Annotated in this window: 13 protein-coding genes and 1 tRNA gene; 4 read left to right on the plus strand and 10 right to left on the minus strand. The window is 59.8% G+C overall.

The features are described 5' to 3' along the window. Positions 1-17 precede the first annotated feature (17 nt). The gene (locus tag J1G33_RS24510; protein WP_223018939.1) at positions 18-3,161 is read left to right on the plus strand and encodes a CusA/CzcA family heavy metal efflux RND transporter; all 3,144 of its coding nucleotides are present in this window, start codon (positions 18-20) and stop codon (positions 3,159-3,161) included. Between the two features lie 74 nt (positions 3,162-3,235). Here J1G33_RS24510 and J1G33_RS24515 read toward each other — a convergent pair whose 3' ends face one another. The 3 genes from J1G33_RS24515 to J1G33_RS24525 all read right to left on the minus strand — a co-directional run bounded on the left by J1G33_RS24515 (position 3,236) and on the right by J1G33_RS24525 (position 7,016). Next, positions 3,236-4,690, minus strand: coding sequence for a heavy metal sensor histidine kinase (locus J1G33_RS24515; RefSeq protein WP_223018940.1), 1,455 nt, complete (start codon positions 4,688-4,690; stop codon positions 3,236-3,238). Next, positions 4,687-5,361, minus strand: coding sequence for a heavy metal response regulator transcription factor (locus J1G33_RS24520; protein WP_005784544.1), 675 nt, complete (start codon positions 5,359-5,361; stop codon positions 4,687-4,689). The genes J1G33_RS24515 and J1G33_RS24520 overlap by 4 nt, the downstream gene beginning before the upstream one ends. A gap of 335 nt (positions 5,362-5,696) precedes the next feature. Further along, on the minus strand, positions 5,697-7,016 hold the full coding sequence (locus J1G33_RS24525; protein WP_223018941.1) for an OprD family porin: 1,320 nt from the start codon (positions 7,014-7,016) through the stop codon (positions 5,697-5,699). 225 nt (positions 7,017-7,241) lie between these two features. Between J1G33_RS24525 and J1G33_RS24530 the strand changes: the two genes are divergently transcribed. Beyond that, complete coding sequence (locus tag J1G33_RS24530) at positions 7,242-7,574, plus strand: DUF2790 domain-containing protein (RefSeq protein ID WP_032878036.1); 333 nt, start codon at positions 7,242-7,244, stop codon at positions 7,572-7,574. Between the two features lie 105 nt (positions 7,575-7,679). Beyond that, positions 7,680-8,996, plus strand: coding sequence for a PAS domain-containing methyl-accepting chemotaxis protein (locus J1G33_RS24535; protein ID WP_032878035.1), 1,317 nt, complete (start codon positions 7,680-7,682; stop codon positions 8,994-8,996). Positions 8,997-9,149: 153 nt separating this feature from the next. Here J1G33_RS24535 and J1G33_RS24540 read toward each other — a convergent pair whose 3' ends face one another. Both J1G33_RS24540 and J1G33_RS24545 read right to left on the minus strand, forming a co-directional pair. Next, complete coding sequence (locus J1G33_RS24540) at positions 9,150-9,386, minus strand: hypothetical protein (RefSeq protein ID WP_005784550.1); 237 nt, start codon at positions 9,384-9,386, stop codon at positions 9,150-9,152. Between the two features lie 446 nt (positions 9,387-9,832). Beyond that, positions 9,833-10,642: an AraC family transcriptional regulator gene (locus J1G33_RS24545; RefSeq protein WP_032878033.1), complete on the minus strand. Its 810-nt coding sequence runs from the start codon at positions 10,640-10,642 to the stop codon at positions 9,833-9,835. 162 nt (positions 10,643-10,804) lie between these two features. Between J1G33_RS24545 and ddlA the strand changes: the two genes are divergently transcribed. Further along, a complete protein-coding gene (gene ddlA / locus J1G33_RS24550) occupies positions 10,805-11,899 on the plus strand; it encodes a D-alanine--D-alanine ligase (RefSeq protein WP_223018942.1) in 1,095 nt (364 codons plus the stop codon). A 3-nt stretch (positions 11,900-11,902) separates the two neighbouring features. Here ddlA and J1G33_RS24555 read toward each other — a convergent pair whose 3' ends face one another. The 5 genes from J1G33_RS24555 to J1G33_RS24575 all read right to left on the minus strand — a co-directional run bounded on the left by J1G33_RS24555 (position 11,903) and on the right by J1G33_RS24575 (position 16,286). Further along, on the minus strand, positions 11,903-12,619 hold the full coding sequence (locus J1G33_RS24555) for a polyphenol oxidase family protein (protein WP_148853416.1): 717 nt from the start codon (positions 12,617-12,619) through the stop codon (positions 11,903-11,905). A 27-nt stretch (positions 12,620-12,646) separates the two neighbouring features. Then, entirely contained in the window at positions 12,647-14,476 is a 1,830-nt protein-coding gene (gene ggt / locus J1G33_RS24560; RefSeq protein ID WP_223018943.1) for a gamma-glutamyltransferase, read from the minus strand. 36 nt (positions 14,477-14,512) lie between these two features. After that, entirely contained in the window at positions 14,513-15,292 is a 780-nt protein-coding gene (locus J1G33_RS24565) for a PhzF family phenazine biosynthesis protein (RefSeq protein ID WP_223018944.1), read from the minus strand. A gap of 127 nt (positions 15,293-15,419) precedes the next feature. Then, a tRNA-Met gene (locus J1G33_RS24570) sits at positions 15,420-15,496 on the minus strand. A 238-nt stretch (positions 15,497-15,734) separates the two neighbouring features. Next, on the minus strand, positions 15,735-16,286 hold the full coding sequence (locus tag J1G33_RS24575; protein WP_078820225.1) for an RNA polymerase sigma factor: 552 nt from the start codon (positions 16,284-16,286) through the stop codon (positions 15,735-15,737). Between the last annotated feature and the right edge of the window lie 251 nt (positions 16,287-16,537).

The following is a 16,537-nucleotide window of genomic DNA, read 5'->3' on the forward strand; positions in this document are numbered from 1 at the left end:
TCTGCGAGTGATTCCCCATGTTTGAGCGCCTTATCCAATTCGCCATCGAGCAGCGCATTATCGTGTTGCTGGCGGTGCTGTTGATGGCCGGTGTCGGCATCGCCAGCTATCAGAAACTGCCCATCGACGCGGTGCCCGATATCACCAACGTGCAGGTGCAGATCAACTCGGCGGCCGCCGGTTTTTCGCCGCTGGAAACCGAGCAGCGCATCACCTTTCCCATCGAAACCGCCATGGCCGGTCTGCCCGGCTTGCAACAGACACGTTCGCTGTCGCGTTCCGGTTTGTCCCAGGTCACGGTGATTTTCAAGGACGGCACCGACCTGTTTTTTGCCCGCCAACTGGTCAACGAGCGCCTGCAAGTGGCCCGAGGACAATTGCCCGATGGCATCGAAACCGCGATGGGGCCGATTTCCACCGGGCTTGGGGAAATTTTCCTGTGGACCGTGGAAGCTGAGGACGGTGCGCGCAAAGAGGACGGTACGCCTTACACCCCCACCGACCTGCGGGTGATCCAGGACTGGATCATCAAACCGCAGCTGCGCAATGTGCCGGGCGTGGCCGAGATCAATACCATCGGAGGCTTCGCCAAGGAGTATCAGATTGCGCCGGACCCCAAGCGCCTGGCCGCCTACAACCTGACGCTCAACGATCTGGTGACCGCTCTGGAGCGCAACAACGCCAATGTCGGCGCCGGTTATATCGAGCGCAGCGGCGAACAGTTGTTGATCCGCGCGCCGGGGCAAGTGGCGTCTATCGATGACATCGCCAACATTGTCATCACCACCTCGGACGGCACCCCGATTCGTGTGCGCAACGTGGCCCAGGTCGACATTGGCCGCGAGCTGCGCACCGGCGCCGCCACCGAAAACGGCCGCGAAGTAGTACTGGGCACCGTGTTCATGTTGATCGGTGAGAACAGCCGCAGCGTGTCCCAGGCAGTGGCGAAAAAGCTCGAGGAGATCAACCGTTCACTGCCCGAAGGCGTGGTGGCGGTCACCGTCTACGACCGCACCAACCTGGTGGAAAAAGCCATCGCCACCGTGAAGAAGAACCTCTTCGAAGGTGCGTTGCTGGTGGTGGCGGTGTTGTTCCTGTTCCTGGGCAATATTCGTGCGGCGCTGATCACGGCGATGGTGATTCCGCTGGCGATGCTGTTCACCTTCACCGGCATGTTCACCAACAAAGTCAGCGCCAACCTGATGAGTCTCGGTGCGCTGGACTTCGGCATTATCGTCGACGGTGCGGTGGTGATCGTCGAGAACGCCATCCGTCGTCTGGCCCATGCGCAGCAGCGTCACGGCCGCCTGCTGACCCGCAGTGAGCGCCTGCACGAAGTGTTCGCTGCTGCCAAAGAGGCGCGACGGGCGCTGATCTTCGGGCAACTGATCATCATGGTGGTGTACCTGCCGATCTTTGCTCTTACCGGGGTGGCCGGGAAGATGTTCCACCCGATGGCGTTCACGGTGGTAATTGCCTTGCTCGGCGCGATGATTCTGTCGGTGACCTTCGTACCGGCGGCGATTGCGTTGTTCGTCACCGGCAAGGTCAAGGAAGAAGAAAACTTCGTCATGCGCAGCGCACGCCGGGTGTATGACCCAGTGCTCAATTGGGTGATGACGCGCCGCCCCTTGGTATTTGGCCTGGCGCTGCTGACCATCGTCGTATCGGGCCTGGTCGCCAGCCGTATGGGCAGCGAATTTATCCCCAGCCTCAGCGAGGGCGACTTCGCCCAGCAGGCGCTGCGCGTACCTGGCACCAGCCTGACGCAATCGGTGCAGATGCAGCAGCAATTGGAAAAAACCTTGCTGGCCGAAGTGCCGGAAATCGAGCGGGTATTTGCGCGCACCGGTACGGCGGAAATCGCCTCCGACCCGATGCCGCCGAACATCTCCGACAGCTACGTGATGCTCAAACCCAAGGACCAATGGCCGGACCCGAGCAAGTCACGCGAGGCGATCATTGCCGATATCCAACGCGCCAGCGCGATTGTGCCGGGCAGCGTGTATGAGCTGTCGCAACCGATCCAGCTGCGTTTCAACGAGCTGATTTCCGGGGTGCGCAGCGATGTGGCGGTGAAGGTGTTTGGCGATGATATGGCCGTGCTCAACACCACTGCCGGGGAAATCGCCGAGACCTTGCAAAAGCTCAACGGCGCCTCGGAAGTGAAGGTGGAACAGACCTCCGGCCTGCCGGTGCTGACCATCAATATCGACCGCGACAAGGCCGCTCGCTTTGGCCTGAATGTGGGCGATGTGCAGGACACCATCGCTGTCGCCGTCGGTGGGCGTCAGGCCGGTACGTTGTACGAAGGTGATCGGCGTTTCGACATGGTCGTGCGCTTGTCCGACGCACTGCGCACAGACATCGAAGGCTTGTCACGGTTATTGATTCCGGTGCCGGCGCTGGCCGGTAGTACCTCGGGACAACTGGGCTTTATCGCCTTGTCCCAGGTCGCCAGCCTCGACCTGGTGCTGGGCCCCAACCAGATCAGTCGCGAGAATGGCAAGCGCCTGGTGATCGTCAGCGCCAACGTGCGTGGGCGTGATATCGGCTCGTTTGTCGAGGAAGCCGAAGCGGCCATTGCCACTCAGGTGAAAGTGCCCGCCGGTTACTGGACCACCTGGGGCGGGCAATTCGAGCAGTTGAAAGAAGCCTCCGAGCGCCTGCGTATCGTGGTGCCGGTGGCGTTGCTGCTGGTGTTCGGCCTGCTGTTCATGATGTTCAACAACCTCAAGGATGGCTTGCTGGTGTTCACCGGGATTCCGTTCGCGTTGACTGGTGGAATCATGGCGCTGTGGCTGCGGGATATTCCGCTATCGATTTCGGCAGGGGTGGGCTTTATCGCCTTGTCCGGTGTGGCGGTGCTGAACGGCCTGGTGATGATCGCCTTTATCCGCAACCTGCGCGAAGAAGGGCGCTCGTTAGCGGTGGCGATCCACGAAGGCGCGCTGACCCGCTTGCGCCCGGTGCTGATGACTGCGCTGGTGGCGTCCCTCGGGTTTATCCCCATGGCACTCGCCACCGGCACCGGCGCCGAAGTACAACGCCCGTTGGCGACGGTGGTGATTGGCGGGATTATTTCCTCGACCTTGCTGACGTTGCTGGTGCTACCAGCGTTGTACCAATGGGCTCATCGCCGTGAAGAAGAGGCCGAATAACAATCTTGAATGCACCACACAACCAATGTGGGAGGGGCGGTGCGACGATTCGACTTGCTCCCGATAGCGGCAGGTCAGTTGATACATGTGTTGACTGACACACTGCCATCGGGGGCGAGCCCCCTCCCACATGAGATCTCTGTTGTTTGCAAAGGAAACACCATGCTAAACCGTGTGAAACGCCCAGGTTGGCTGGTGACATGAGCATGCCCCTGATGCAAATGCATGATCGATTTCACTATGGCCAACCCCAGCCCGTTGCCGCCTTCGGCGCGGGTACGACTGCTGTCGGCGCGGTAGAAACGTTCGAACAGGTGCGGCAGGTGGTGCGCGTCGATGCCTCGGCCGGGGTTGCCCACCGACAGCGACACGCTCTGGCCATAGGTTTCCACCAACAGCAGGATGCTCGAACCTTCTGGCGTATGGCGTATGGCATTGGAGAGCAAATTGGAAATCGCCCGCTGGATCATCAGACGATCCCCCGTCACCCAGGCCTCGCCGCGCAGGCTCAGGGTGACTTGCTTGTCTTCGGCACTCAGGGCAAACAGCTCCATCACTCGCTCGGCCTCTTGCCCCAGGGATACGTCGGTGAATGACGCCCGCGCCGCCGGATGGCTGACCTGGGCAAGGAACAGCATGTCGCTGACAATACGCCCCAGGCGTTCAAGCTCTTCGGTGCTGGATTCCAGCACCGCCTTGTATTCCTCCGGCGGGCGCTGGCGCGACAGGGTCAGTTGAGCCTTGCCCATCAGGTTGGTCAGCGGGGCGCGCAGTTCGTGGGCCAGGTCATCGGAGAATTGCGAGAGTTGCTGTACGCCCGCATCCAGGCGGTCGAGCATCACGTTGAAGCCTTGGGCCAGTTCCCCCAGTTCGTGGGGCAAATTGTCGACGGACAAACGGTGTGTCAGGTCCTGGGTGGTGACCTTCGCCGCCACCTGGCTGAATTGCTTCAACGGCGCCAAGCCGCGTTGTACCAACCACCAGGCACCCATGCCGATCAGTATCAACAGCAGCGGCAGCGCAATCAGCGTGGCGCGCAGATAGGCGCTGAGCAGTGCCTGGTCGTCTCTGCGGTCCAGGGACAGCAGCACCCGCACGCGTTCACCGCTGGCCAGGCGCATCAGGCTGGAGGCGCTGAGCACCTGGTTGCCGTCGCTGTCGGTCCAGTTCAGGTAGCCGAGGGTTTCCCGCGGTTTGAAGTCGGTGAGCAACGGCGATTGGGGCTTGGCGCCGATGTTCAGTAACACGCGGGTGTCGGGCGCGGTGCCGACGATAGTCAGGTAGAAATTGTCGTGGCCGATGACCAGGTCCAGCAGCGCATGGGGACGAGCGCGAATGGCCTGGGCGTCGAGCCCCAGGGACAGGCTGTGCTGGAGCTGCTCCATCTTGCTTTCCAGGCCCTTGCGCGCCAGTTTTTCCAGTTCATGGGTGAGGGCCAGGTAGGCCAGGGTGGCCAGCAGCAAGACCAGGCCCGCGCCCATCAGGCTGACGGTCAAACCCAGGCGCATCGACAGGCTGCCGGTTTTCATGGACGCGCCTCCAGCACGTAGCCGACGCCGCGAATGGTGTGGATCAGCTTGACCTCGCTCTGGTCGTCGACCTTGGCGCGCAGGCGGCTGATGGAGACTTCCACCACATTGGTGTCGCAGTCGAAATTCATGTCCCATACCAGCGAAATAATCTGCGTGCGGGTCAGCACTTCACCGCTCTGGCGCATCAGCACCTGCAGCAGGGCGAATTCCTTGGTGGTCAGGTCGATGCGCCGAGTGCCGCGATAGGCGCGGTGGCGACGCGGGTCCAGTTCCAGGTCCGAGACGCGGAACACTTCCGGCTGGGGGATGTGTTCGCTGCGCCGCAACAGGGTGCGCACCCGCGCCAGCAGCTCGGGGAACTCGAACGGCTTGACCAGGTAATCGTCGGCGCCCATGTCCAGGCCCTTGATCTTGTCCGCCAGCCTGCCGCGGGCCGTGAGCATCATCACCCGCTGGTTGCCATTGCGGCGCAGTTGTTCCAGCACTTGCCAGCCATCCTTGCCCGGCAGGTTGACGTCCAGAATCACCAACTCGTAGGCATGCTGCTCGGCCAGGTGCAGGCCATCAATGCCATTGGCGGCGCAGTCGGCCACGTAGCCGCTTTCGTTCAAACCCTGTCGCAAATAGTCAGCGGTTTTTTGCTCGTCCTCAATCACAAGGATACGCATGGGGGTTACCTCTTGAATGATGGAGAGAAGGCGCCCATGTCCTTATGGCGGCTGTTATCAAAGTGGGAAAAGTCTGAAGGCTAAAGTAGCTTTAGGGTCAACTGCGACCATCGGTCGCATAGCCCGGCGCACAAAAAAAACGCCCCAAGCGGGGCGTTAAAAATTCATCTCTTTCCAAAGGAGCTACACAAAAGCTTCAGAGATGAACGTGCTCGGTAAATAAGTTGGCGCGAGTATAGAAAGTTGAAACTAACGAGAAGCTGAGGCCAATATTACAATTTTGATAACCGGCTATTTGTGAACAGATGTTAGTTAATCGCGAGCGAATGTAAGTGTCACAAAATGGCCAGTGGATATTCGGCGATCAAGCGAACTTCTTCCAGATCGGACTCAAAGGCGCTGGAGCGCACGGTGGCCTGGCGCAAGCGCAGGGACAAATCCTTGAAACGCCCACTTTGCACCACGTACTTGGCCTCGATATCCCGTTCCCAACGGCGTTGATCGGTCAGCGGGTTACCCGCCGCATCGCGACGCATGTACACGGCGTTGGCGTTGCTGTAGTCGGCGCCGGTGCCCTTGCCGTAGCGGGTCATGAACGACAGGCCCGGGATGCCGAACGCCTGCATGTCCAGGTCGTAGCGCACCATCCATGAGCGCTCCTTGGGCGAATTGAAGTCGCTGTACTGGATCGAGTTGTTGAGGAAGATCGAATCAGACTGGCGCAGGTAGTCGAAGTCATCGTCGCCATTGTTGCGTTGGTGCGACACGCCCACGCTATGGGCGCCGACCTTGACCCCAAGCCTGGCGCTCCAGATGCTGTTGTCGAATTCGCCGAGCCGTTTGCGGCATTCGTCCACGGCCTTGTAGTAGTTGAAATCGCCGAACAGTGACACGTCGTCGGTCAGCGCATAGTTGGCGTTGCTGCCCAGGTAGTACTGATCCCAGGCGTCCTTCAAGCGGCTGCTGTAGAGGCTCAAGCCAAGGTGGCTGTTGAGTTGGTAGTCCCCGCCGAAGTAGGCGATCCAAGGCGAGTCGACCTTGCCCGCATAGAACGTCGCGAAGCTTTTGTTCATCCCGCTTTCATTGGGCTGGCTCATGCCGCTCAAGCGTCCGCCTTGCAAGCTCAGGCCATTCAGGCTGGTGTTTTGTACGGTGAAACCGCGAAAGCTTTGGGGCAATACCCGTGAATCGCCGTACGCCACTACGGGCGTCAGCGGGAATACGTCGCCGGCCTTGATCACGGTGTCCAATACACGCAGTTTCGCCGCTCCGCCGAGTTTGCTGTAGCGGTTTTCGGGCTGATTGGTGCTGTCCACCGGCAATACGCCGAACGAGCCCTTGCCGCCACTACGGCCTGCACCGGAGTCGAGCTTGAGCCCCAGCATGGCGAACGCGTCCAGGCCAAACCCCACGGTGCCTTGGGTAAAGCCGGATTCGAACCGGCTGATCAGCCCCTGCGCCCAGGCTTCGGAATAGCCGTTACCGGTGGGGCTGGATTGGCCCTTGCGATCGTCGCGATTGAAGTAAAAATTGCGCGCCAGTACGTTCAGGCTACTGCCTTCGATAAAACCGTCGGGCTTTTCCTGCCCTGCCGCCACGGCCAGGGGCAACGCGGCCATCAGTGAAAAGGGAAGGGTGTAGTGACGAATATTCATGATGCGCTCCTCGGTGATGGCAGTTATCGGCTTCTTATAGAGGCAGGCGTTCTTATTGATCTGGCCCAGGCTGATAGTTGCAAACGGCGTATAACAGGCGCATTGCATGAAGATTACGATTCTGGAAACTAATGGCCATCTAACAAATACGTAATGTTCTGGTGAACCTGGTGTCAGGGTTCGTTGGTTAGTCTCGACACTTAACTTTTAGTCGAGGACTTGGTCATGAACTTCTATACAGTGGGTTTGGGCGTATTAACGGCGGTCTTGTCGTTCGGTGCACTGGCCGAAGGCGGAGGGGATCGCACCTTTGCCCTGATGATGGAGCGCAACGAGAAAGCCATGGCCGCCTATGCGATCAAAAAAGGCAAGGCGGTGCCTCAGGTGCAGACCTATCGCTACGGCATGGATCTGGATATCGCCAAGGTGGTCAACGTGACGCCGCCGATCCGCTCGTGCAACGCCGTGCCGTCGCGCATGACCTATGAAGACTCCAGCGGCAAGCTCAATACCCTGGAATATCAAGTGATGGGTGTGTGCCGATTCAATGGGGGCTGATGGCGCTGAAAATATAGTTCGACTTGGGCTGCAAGCTCTCTTTAGAAAATTGCGCCAGCGCCGATGCAGATTAGGACGCCCACCCCATTTGCCTAATGGTGCCCCATGTTCAATACCCGCCTGAAGCAGGAGCTGACCGCTCTGCGCGAAGAATTGTCGAGCTTGCTACAGGTGAAAGAGAGCCTGGAAAGCGAAATGCTCGTCCTGACGCTGGACGCCGAGGGCCGGGTGGAGTGGGCGAATGCCAACTTCCTGCAGGAACTGGCTTATTCATTGAGTGAGATTGTGGGGCGTGCAATCGAAGACCTGGTACCGGCCCATGTGCGCCAGGATGAGTTTCAGTTGCGCTTCAAGCACGCCCTGGCCCGCGGCGAACACTTCGCCGGCGCCGTGCGCCTTATGCGTGGCAATGGCAAGGAAGCGTGGTTGCGCTCGATCGTGCAGCCGGTGCGCAGTTCACAGGGGCATATCAAGCATTTTTCGATGTTCTCCAGCGACCTCACCCGCACCATCGAGAGTTCGCGTGAGCATGAAAACCTGATCACCGCGCTGATGCGTTCCACCGCGTTGATCGAGTTCGACCTGGATGGAAACGTGCTCACCGCCAATGACCGCTTCCTCAGCAGCATGGGGTACAGCCTGGCGCAGATCCAGGGTAAACATCACCGTATGTTCTGCGAACCGCAGGAATACAACAGCGCCGAGTACCAGCAGTTCTGGAAGCGCTTGAACGCCGGTGAGTTCGTGGCGGCGCGCTTCAAGCGCGTGGACAGCCACGGTCGCCTGGTGTGGTTGGAAGCCACCTATAACCCTGTGCTGGACGCCAACGAACGGCTGTACAAAGTGGTCAAGTTCGCCACGGTGATCACCGACCAGGTTAACCGCGAGCAAGCGGTGGCCGAGGCCGCCAACATTGCCTACAGCACCTCCTTGCAAACTGACGACAGCGCCCAGCGCGGCACCACCGTGGTCACCCAGGCGGTGGATGTGATGCGCGACCTGGCCCAACACATGCAACAGGCCGGCGAAGGTATCGAGGCGCTGAATGCCCAGTCCCAGGTGATCGGCAGCATCGTCAAGACCATCAGTGGCATCGCCGAGCAGACCAACCTGCTGGCGCTCAACGCCGCCATCGAAGCAGCGCGTGCCGGTGAGCAGGGGCGTGGCTTTGCGGTGGTGGCCGATGAAGTGCGGCAACTGGCTTCACGCACCAGCAAAGCCACCGAGGAAATCGTCGGCGTAGTGCGCCAGAACCAGGACATGGCCCGCGATGCGGTTGCGCTGATGGCCGACGGTCGCCTGCAAGCCGAGCAAGGCCTGGCCCTGGCAGCCGAGGCGGGTACGGTGATTGTGGAAATTCAGGACGGTGCGCAAAAAGTGGTGAGCGCGGTCGGGCAGTTTGCCAATCAGTTGTCGAGCTAAAGAGCACGTTCGGACACCAAACTCGATTTTGGCGACAACAGAACCCAAATGTGGGAGCTGGCTTGCCTGCGATAGCATCACCTCGGTGTACCTGATGTACCGAGGTGTCTGCATCGCAGGCAAGCCAGCTCCCACATGAGTTTTGTCGTGTTTTCAGGTGCGCGGCATGCACTCGATGGTGCGGTTTAGCACGGTCTTGGCCATCTCCAGCAAATGCCACGCGGCATGGATTCTGGCGCGGTCATGGGGTTGCAGGTGATCGCAACAGTCCCACACGGTGGCAGAGGCGCTGTTGATCAGGTGTGAGATATAGAGTTGAGCGTCTTCGAAGCTGAGGTCTTCGTTGACGACGAGGCAGTCCATGGGTGGATCGGGAAGTGCTTTGGTCATGGTGTAACCCCTATTAACTCAAAGGAGCCGACCCGTCGCGACTAAACGTTGGGTGGCGGCTGTACGCAGGTTAGTCGACCGGCAAATAGGCAAAGTCCGGCGCACCCGAGGGCGCCCTGCGCACAGCCACCATAAAACCTCATGGAGAACCATGCGCCTATTAAATCCGAGCGACTAAACCCGATCACTGAAAAGGCAGTGACGGACCGAAGACTAGCCATCGATTCCAACAGGCACAAGGCGGCAGGGATTGTCTCGGAAACGTCCTGCAATTTAAAGGGACACAGCTTGCTGGCCCTTTACAAACCATGACCAAATGCCAGCAACACCACCTCATCCAACTGTGGGAGCTGGCTTGCCTGTGATAGCGGTGTGCCTGATACACCGAGGTGTCTGCATCGCAGGCAAGCCAGCTCCCACAGTTTGAACGTATTCCAACCCAGCACTCAGCGTCCGAGCATCTTTACCCAACGCGACGGCGGCATGCCGTAGGTGCTGCGAAATTGCCGGGTCATGTGGCTTTGGTCGGTGAAGCCGGCGGTCATTGCGGCATCCACCAGAGATTGGCCCTGGGCCAACAAGTGACGCACCAGGTCCAGCCTGCGCATGGTCAGGTAGCGGTAGGGGCTGGTGCCGAACAACAAGCGAAAATCCCGCGATAACGCCCAGCGGTCGCGGTCGGCATGGTCGGCTATTTCATCCAGGGTGATGCTGCGGCCCAGGGCGCTGTGGATAAATTCACGGGCGCGTTCGGCGGCCACGTAGTCGAAGGATTTACGGCTGACGACGGCACCGGATGCCTCGCTCAGGGCCTGGGCCAGGTCGAACATGGCGTCTTGCTCTTGCATCGGGTCAATCGGGCAATCCAGGCTTTGCAGCAACACTTCGCTGGCGCGGTGCAGCCGAGGGTCGGTGGACAGGCCGCCGGGAATGAAAGGCAAGGGTTTGCCGCCGAGGATCTGCTGGATTAGCGCCGGCTCCACATAAATCATCCGGTACTTGAAGCCTTCATCGCTGCCGGCACGGCCGTCGTGGGTTTCGTCCGGGTGAATCACCATGGTGGTGCCGGGCATGCTGTGGGTCATGCCACCGCGATAATGAAAACTCTGCACGCCGAACAACGTGCGCCCGATGGCGTAGGTGTCATGGCGATGGGGGTCGAATGCGAAACCGGCAAAGTACGCCTCGATACGGTCCAGGCCACTGGCGTGCGGCGCGCGGTGCAGCCAGTCGAGGGAGTGGGTGGGTTTGCCCATGGTGACTTGTCACAGAAGGAGGTGGGAACACGTTAACCGAGTCTGCCACGGTTGTCTGTCTGGGGTCTTGTACGATTGTGCAGGCGTCGGGTGGTGCAGATTGCTAGCGGATCGCTGACCGCCCGTGTTAAGAAGCCTTACTTTCAACAGTGAGGCCAGGTCATGAGCAAGGTGCGGGTAGGTATTATTTTTGGTGGCCGTTCGGCTGAGCATGAGGTCTCGCTGCAATCGGCGCGCAACATCGTCGATGCCCTCGACCGTTCGCGCTACGAACCCATCCTGATCGGTATCGACAAGGCCGGTCACTGGCACCTCAACGACACGTCGAACTTCCTGATCAACCAGGAAAACCCGGCCCTGATCGCCCTCAACCAATCCAACCGCGAATTGGCGGTGGTGCCCGGCAAGGCCAGCCAGCAGGTGGTGGAAACCTCCGGGCAGGGCCTGCTGGAACATATTGATGTGATCTTCCCGATTGTCCACGGCACCCTTGGCGAAGACGGTTGCCTGCAAGGTTTGCTGCGTATGGCCGACTTGCCTTTCGTCGGCTCCGACGTGCTCGGCTCGGCCGTGTGCATGGACAAAGACATCAGCAAGCGCCTGCTGCGTGACGCCGGTATTGCCGTCACGCCGTTCATCACCCTCACCCGTGGCAACGCGGCGCGCACTTCCTTTGAAGCGGCGGCGAACAAGCTCGGCGTGCCGATGTTCGTCAAGCCCGCTAACCAGGGCTCCTCAGTGGGCGTGAGCAAAGTCGGCAGCGAAGCCGAGTACCACGCTGCGGTTGAGCTGGCGTTGGGTTTTGATGAAAAAGTGCTGGTGGAGTCCGCCGTCCAGGGCCGTGAAATCGAATGCGCCGTGTTGGGCAATGACCACCCAATCGCCACCGGTTGTGGTGAGATCGTGGTGAGCGACGGTTTTTATTCCTACGACAGCAAATACATCGACGATCAGGCCGCCCAAGTGGTGGTGCCTGCGGCTATCAGCCGTGAAGCCAGCGAACGAATTCGCAGCTTGGCCATTGAAGCCTTTGAGGTGTTGGGTTGCGCAGGGCTGGCGCGGGTGGATGTGTTCCTGACGAATGAGGGCGAAGTCCTGATCAACGAGATCAACTCACTGCCTGGTTTTACCCGCATCAGCATGTACCCCAAGCTTTGGCAGGCGGCGGGCATGAGCTACAGCGAGTTGGTGAGCCGGTTGATCGAATTGGCGCTGGAGCGACATGCGCGGCGCAAGGGGTTGAAGAGCAATCGCTGATCGTTAGCGTTTACGAGCAATCCACGAATAGATCAATGTCTTCGGCTCCTCCAAGTGATGCGTCCTCCTGCGATAGCTGGCAAACGTCGGCGACGTGCAATAAGTGCACACGTCACTCACCTCGATCTGCTCGCGCTTGACCCCCGCCGCTTGCAGCAACAGCAGCCCATACCCGCTCAAGTCAAACCAGGCACTTCCCGCTTGCCTGGCGTGGGGCGGTGTAATGTGCGGAGCTTGTAGCGGTGTCGGTTGCTCAATGCTCCAGGGTGCCTGGCTGTCCTCCCATAGGTGGCCTTGATCCGCTTGGAACTGGGCAATGAACGTTTCACTCACCTCATAGCAGCAAGGCTTGATCGACGGCCCAATTGCCACCCGCAACTGGTCCGCGCTAATGCCTTCATCAATAAAACGCTGCACGGCATTGCCGATAATCCCGCGTTGCAGGCCCTTCCAGCCGCCATGAATGGCGGCCACTAAATCACCGCCTGCGATCAGGATGGGCAAACAGTCGGCCGTGATGACCGCAATTGGCTGCCGGCTCCGGGTGAACACCCCGTCCGCCTCAACCGTATTAGTCACTTGGCCCGACTGCCATTCAATCACCGACGCGCTGTGCACCTGCTTGCAAATGAACACATCATCAGGTCGCAGCGGGTCATCAATCGAACAAAAACCGTGATCGACGCCGGGTAGGGCGCCGAGGTTGTGGGCTGTGTGCACCGTGCATTCTCCGTTGATCAAAACCCCTTAGTCACCCAGCGCCTCGCCTTCACGCCGAGGGTCGGCGCCGCCGCTCAGCGACACCTTGCCCTGGGCATCCCGCGTGCGGACGATGGCCTGTACGCCGCTGGTCATATCGATCTCGCTCAGGGCATGGCCCTTGTCCTTGAGCGCTTGTTTGAGTGCAGGGCTGAACAGGCCGGTTTCCAACTCAGTGGCGCCATTGCGGCTGCCGAAATTCGGCAGGCTGATGGCCGCTTGCGGGTCGAGTTTCCAGTCGAGCATGGCCACCAGGGATTTGCTCACGTACTCGATGATCTGCGAACCGCCCGGGGAGCCCACGGTGGCAAGCAACTCACCACTGTTGCGATCGAACACCAGGGTCGGGGCCATGGCCGAGCGCGGGCGCTTGCCGGGTTGCACGCGGTTGGCCACAGGCTGGCCGTTTTCTTCGGGGATGAACGAGAAATCTGTCATCTGGTTGTTGAGCAAAAAGCCCTGGACCATCACGTGGGAGCCGAACGCCGCTTCCACGGTGGTGGTCATCGACACCGCGCCACCCTGGTCGTCCACCGCCACCACTTGCGAGGTGGAGATGCGCAGCGGCGAGCGATCCGGTGCATACGCCACTTGAACGCCCTCCGGTTGGCCAGGCTTGGCGACCCCCATGCTGCGCTCGCCGATCAGCGCGGCGCGCCGGGTCAGGTAGTTGGGTGCAACAAGGCCGGCAACCGGCACGGGGGTGAAGTCTGCATCGGCCACATACAGGGCGCGATCGGCAAAGGCCAGGCGCCCGGCTTCGGCGATCAGGTGCACGGCCTCGGGTGTCGGTTCAAGCCCGGCCGGCGAAGTACTCTTGTTCGGGGTCATCGGCGCGATCGCCAGGCGCGGGTCGCGGGTCTGCAGCGCCTGCAAGGTGCCAAGGATCTGCGCCACGGCAATCCCGCCAGAGGAGGGCGGCGGCATCCCGCAGATTTTCCATTGTTTGTAGTCGGTGCACAGTGGGGCGCGCTCCTTGGCGCTGTAGCCCTTGAGGTCGGCTACGGACAAGCTGCCGGCATTGTGATTGCCCTGCACCTTGCGTGCGATCTCATCGGCAATCGCCCCGTGGTACAGCGCATCCGGCCCTTCCTTGGCGATGCGCTTGAATACCGCGGCCAGCGCCGGGTTTTTCAACAGCGTGCCGGTGGCTTTGGGCGAGCCATCGGCATTCAGGAAGTACGCCGCCATCTCGGGCGATTGCACAATAAAGCGATCCGCCGCGATCAAGCTATGCAAGCGCGGTGAAATGGCAAAGCCCTGCTCCGACAGGCGGATCGCCGGCTCGAACAGCTTGGCCCATTGCAGATGGCCGCTCTTCTTGTGCGCCATTTCCAGTGCGCGTAATACACCCGGCGTGCCGACAGAGCGCCCGCCAATTTGCGCATCGGTGAACGCCATCGGCGTGCCGTCGGCCTTCAGGAACAAGCGCTCGGTCGCCCCCGCCGGTGCGGTCTCGCGGCCATCGTAGGCCTGCACGTTTTTGCCATCCCATAGCATGATGAACGCACCGCCACCAATGCCGGAAGACTGTGGCTCTACCAGGGTCAGCACCGCTTGCATCGCAATCGCCGCGTCGATGGCCGAACCGCCTTGGCGCAACATCTCGCGTCCGGCTTCGGCAGCCAGCGGGTTGGCGGCGGCGGCCATATGGTGCTCGGCGTGGCGGGTATTCAGGTCAGTGCGATAGCCCGAACCCAACTCCGGTGCCGGTGGTTGTTCGGTGACAGGTGTGTGGCAGGCCGCCAGGGCCAGGGCTGCTGTGATGACCGTCAACTGACGGCGGGAAGTCAAAAGCACGCGCTGAACTCCGTTCATTTTGAGAATGATCTGTTGTCCTTCGGGAATTGCGTTTTACAGATAAATCGTGCCTTGCATATACAGCACCGCCTTGCCGGAGATAATCACGCGGTCGCCCTTGAGTTCACAGCGCAACTGGCCCTTGCGCTGGCCGCCTTGCTCGGAGGTCATCTGCAACTTGCCCAGGCGCTCGGCCCAGAACGGTGCCAGCGAGGTGTGCGCCGAGCCGGTGACCGGGTCTTCATTGACCCCCACATTCGGGCCGAACCAGCGTGAGACAAAATCAAACTGTGTGCTTTTGGCGGTGACTGCAATCCCACGTTTGGGCAGGCCCTTGAGCCGTGCGAAATCCGGTGTCAGTGCCGCCACCTGCGCTTCATTTTCCACCAGCACGATGTAGTCATCGGTGCCAAACACCTCAGCAGTTTCAATGCCCAGTGCGCTCAACATTCCGGCCGGTGGCTCGCAGCGTTGCGGCTGTTTGGCTGGGAAATCCATCGCCAGTTCATCGCCATTGCGCGTCACCCGCAACTCGCCGCTACGCGTTGCAAAGCGCAGCACTTGCGGCGCATCGGCCAGCATATGAATCAATACCCAGGCCGCCGCCAAGGTGGCATGGCCGCACAGGTCTACCTCGACTTCGGGGGTGAGCCAGCGCAGCTCGTAGAACTCGCCACGGGGTACAAAAAACGCGGTTTCCGAGAGGTTGTTTTCAGCCGCGATACTCTGCAGTTGCTCGTCGGGCAACCATTCGGTGAGCGGGCACACCGCCGCCGGGTTGCCGCCGAAGGGGTGTTGGCTGAAAGCGTCGACTTGGTAGATGTCCAGTTTCATCGGGGCACTCCGCATTTTAGGGAGGCTGGACACTAACAGTGGGGGTGGGGGGCGTCAAAATACAGTTGGGGAGTTTTTTACGCGCACAAAAAAACGGCCTACCTTTCGGTAAGCCGTTTTTAGTACTTGGTGGCTACACAGGGACTTGAACCCCGGACCCCAGCATTATGAATGCTATGCTCTAACCAACTGAGCTATGTAGCCAAGTGGCGCGCATTATTCGCTCGGAACGGCAATGCGTCAAGTCTTTTTGTTGAGTTTTTTTCTACGCTTTCAACCGTTTAACCGAAAACGCTGCTTTGGGTGACAGGCGGCAGGGAGGCTCGCTGGCGGATGCGCTCTGTAGCGGGGGGCAGATGCAGAGCATTGGCGTCTATCAGGCCAAGTCTGACAGTGTTGGGCAGATATCCCTGTCGCCCAACGCTTGCCCGGCTAATTCAGCTTAGCGATGCAGGGGGGTGTGGGTCACGCGCTTGAGCTGTTCGCGTGCCCGTGACAGGCGCGAGCGCACGGTGCCGATAGGGATGTCCAGTACGTCGGCGGTGTCCTGATAGCTACCGTCGGTTTCCAGTGAAGCGTACAGCGTCTTGCGCATCTCGGTCGGCAAGTGATCGATAGCGCTCAGGGTATTTTCCAGGCGCCGGTTGATCTCAAACTCCCAATCCAGACTGTGGGTGTCTTCCTGGCCATGCCACAGCGACTCATCGAATTCGCAATGTGCGGGTTTGGCATACAGGCGCCGAAAGTGATTGCGGATCAGGTTCTGCGCGATGCCACACATCCAGGTGCTGAGCGTTGCGGTGCCGCTGAAACGTTCGCGATTACGCCAGGCTTCCAGGTAGGTCAATTGCAAAAGATCATCCGCATCTTCCGGGTTAAGCACGCGTTTATGAATAAAGCGGCGAAGCTTTTTCTGTTGATCGTCTGTCAGATGAAGCATGAATTGAGGCGAATTGCCACCAAGGTGAACTAAGGCTTCAATAGGAATATTCATGATTTTTTCCTTAAGGTAGACGCAGTCGAAACGTATCGACAGGAACCCGATTGCACTGCTTGTGCCAAACAGAAAAAATCACGTAACTACTTAATTTATATATATAAATATCTTGAATTGATGCTTTTTTACGCAGGCTTTTGCACGTGAGGATTAGAGGTCCGTGCAAGTATTTTCAAACGTGCCGTCGTCTCGAATTTCAATGGAACCGTATGGGGAGGCTTTGCCACACAGAGACACACTCTTCCTGA

It is taken from the genome of Pseudomonas sp. P867, from assembly GCF_019891455.1.
Classification (GTDB): Bacteria; Pseudomonadota; Gammaproteobacteria; order Pseudomonadales; family Pseudomonadaceae; genus Aquipseudomonas; species Aquipseudomonas synxantha_A.

Bases quoted from the DNA above. Each gene is read 5' to 3' on its own strand.
- J1G33_RS24520 (WP_005784544.1), bottom strand. From the start codon at position 5,361: ATGCGTATCCTTGTGATTGAGGACGAGCAAAAAACCGCTGACTATTTG.
- J1G33_RS24525 (WP_223018941.1), bottom strand. From the start codon at position 7,016: ATGAATATTCGTCACTACACCCTTCCCTTTTCACTGATGGCCGCGTTG.
- J1G33_RS24565 (WP_223018944.1), bottom strand. From the start codon at position 15,292: ATGAAACTGGACATCTACCAAGTCGACGCTTTCAGCCAACACCCCTTC.
- J1G33_RS24510 (WP_223018939.1), top strand. From the start codon at position 18: ATGTTTGAGCGCCTTATCCAATTCGCCATCGAGCAGCGCATTATCGTG.
- J1G33_RS24515 (WP_223018940.1), bottom strand. From the start codon at position 4,690: ATGAAAACCGGCAGCCTGTCGATGCGCCTGGGTTTGACCGTCAGCCTG.
- ggt (WP_223018943.1), bottom strand. From the start codon at position 14,476: ATGAACGGAGTTCAGCGCGTGCTTTTGACTTCCCGCCGTCAGTTGACG.
- J1G33_RS24540 (WP_005784550.1), bottom strand. From the start codon at position 9,386: ATGACCAAAGCACTTCCCGATCCACCCATGGACTGCCTCGTCGTCAAC.
- J1G33_RS24575 (WP_078820225.1), bottom strand. From the start codon at position 16,286: ATGAATATTCCTATTGAAGCCTTAGTTCACCTTGGTGGCAATTCGCCT.
- J1G33_RS24530 (WP_032878036.1), top strand. From the start codon at position 7,242: ATGAACTTCTATACAGTGGGTTTGGGCGTATTAACGGCGGTCTTGTCG.
- J1G33_RS24535 (WP_032878035.1), top strand. From the start codon at position 7,680: ATGTTCAATACCCGCCTGAAGCAGGAGCTGACCGCTCTGCGCGAAGAA.
- ddlA (WP_223018942.1), top strand. From the start codon at position 10,805: ATGAGCAAGGTGCGGGTAGGTATTATTTTTGGTGGCCGTTCGGCTGAG.
- J1G33_RS24545 (WP_032878033.1), bottom strand. From the start codon at position 10,642: ATGGGCAAACCCACCCACTCCCTCGACTGGCTGCACCGCGCGCCGCAC.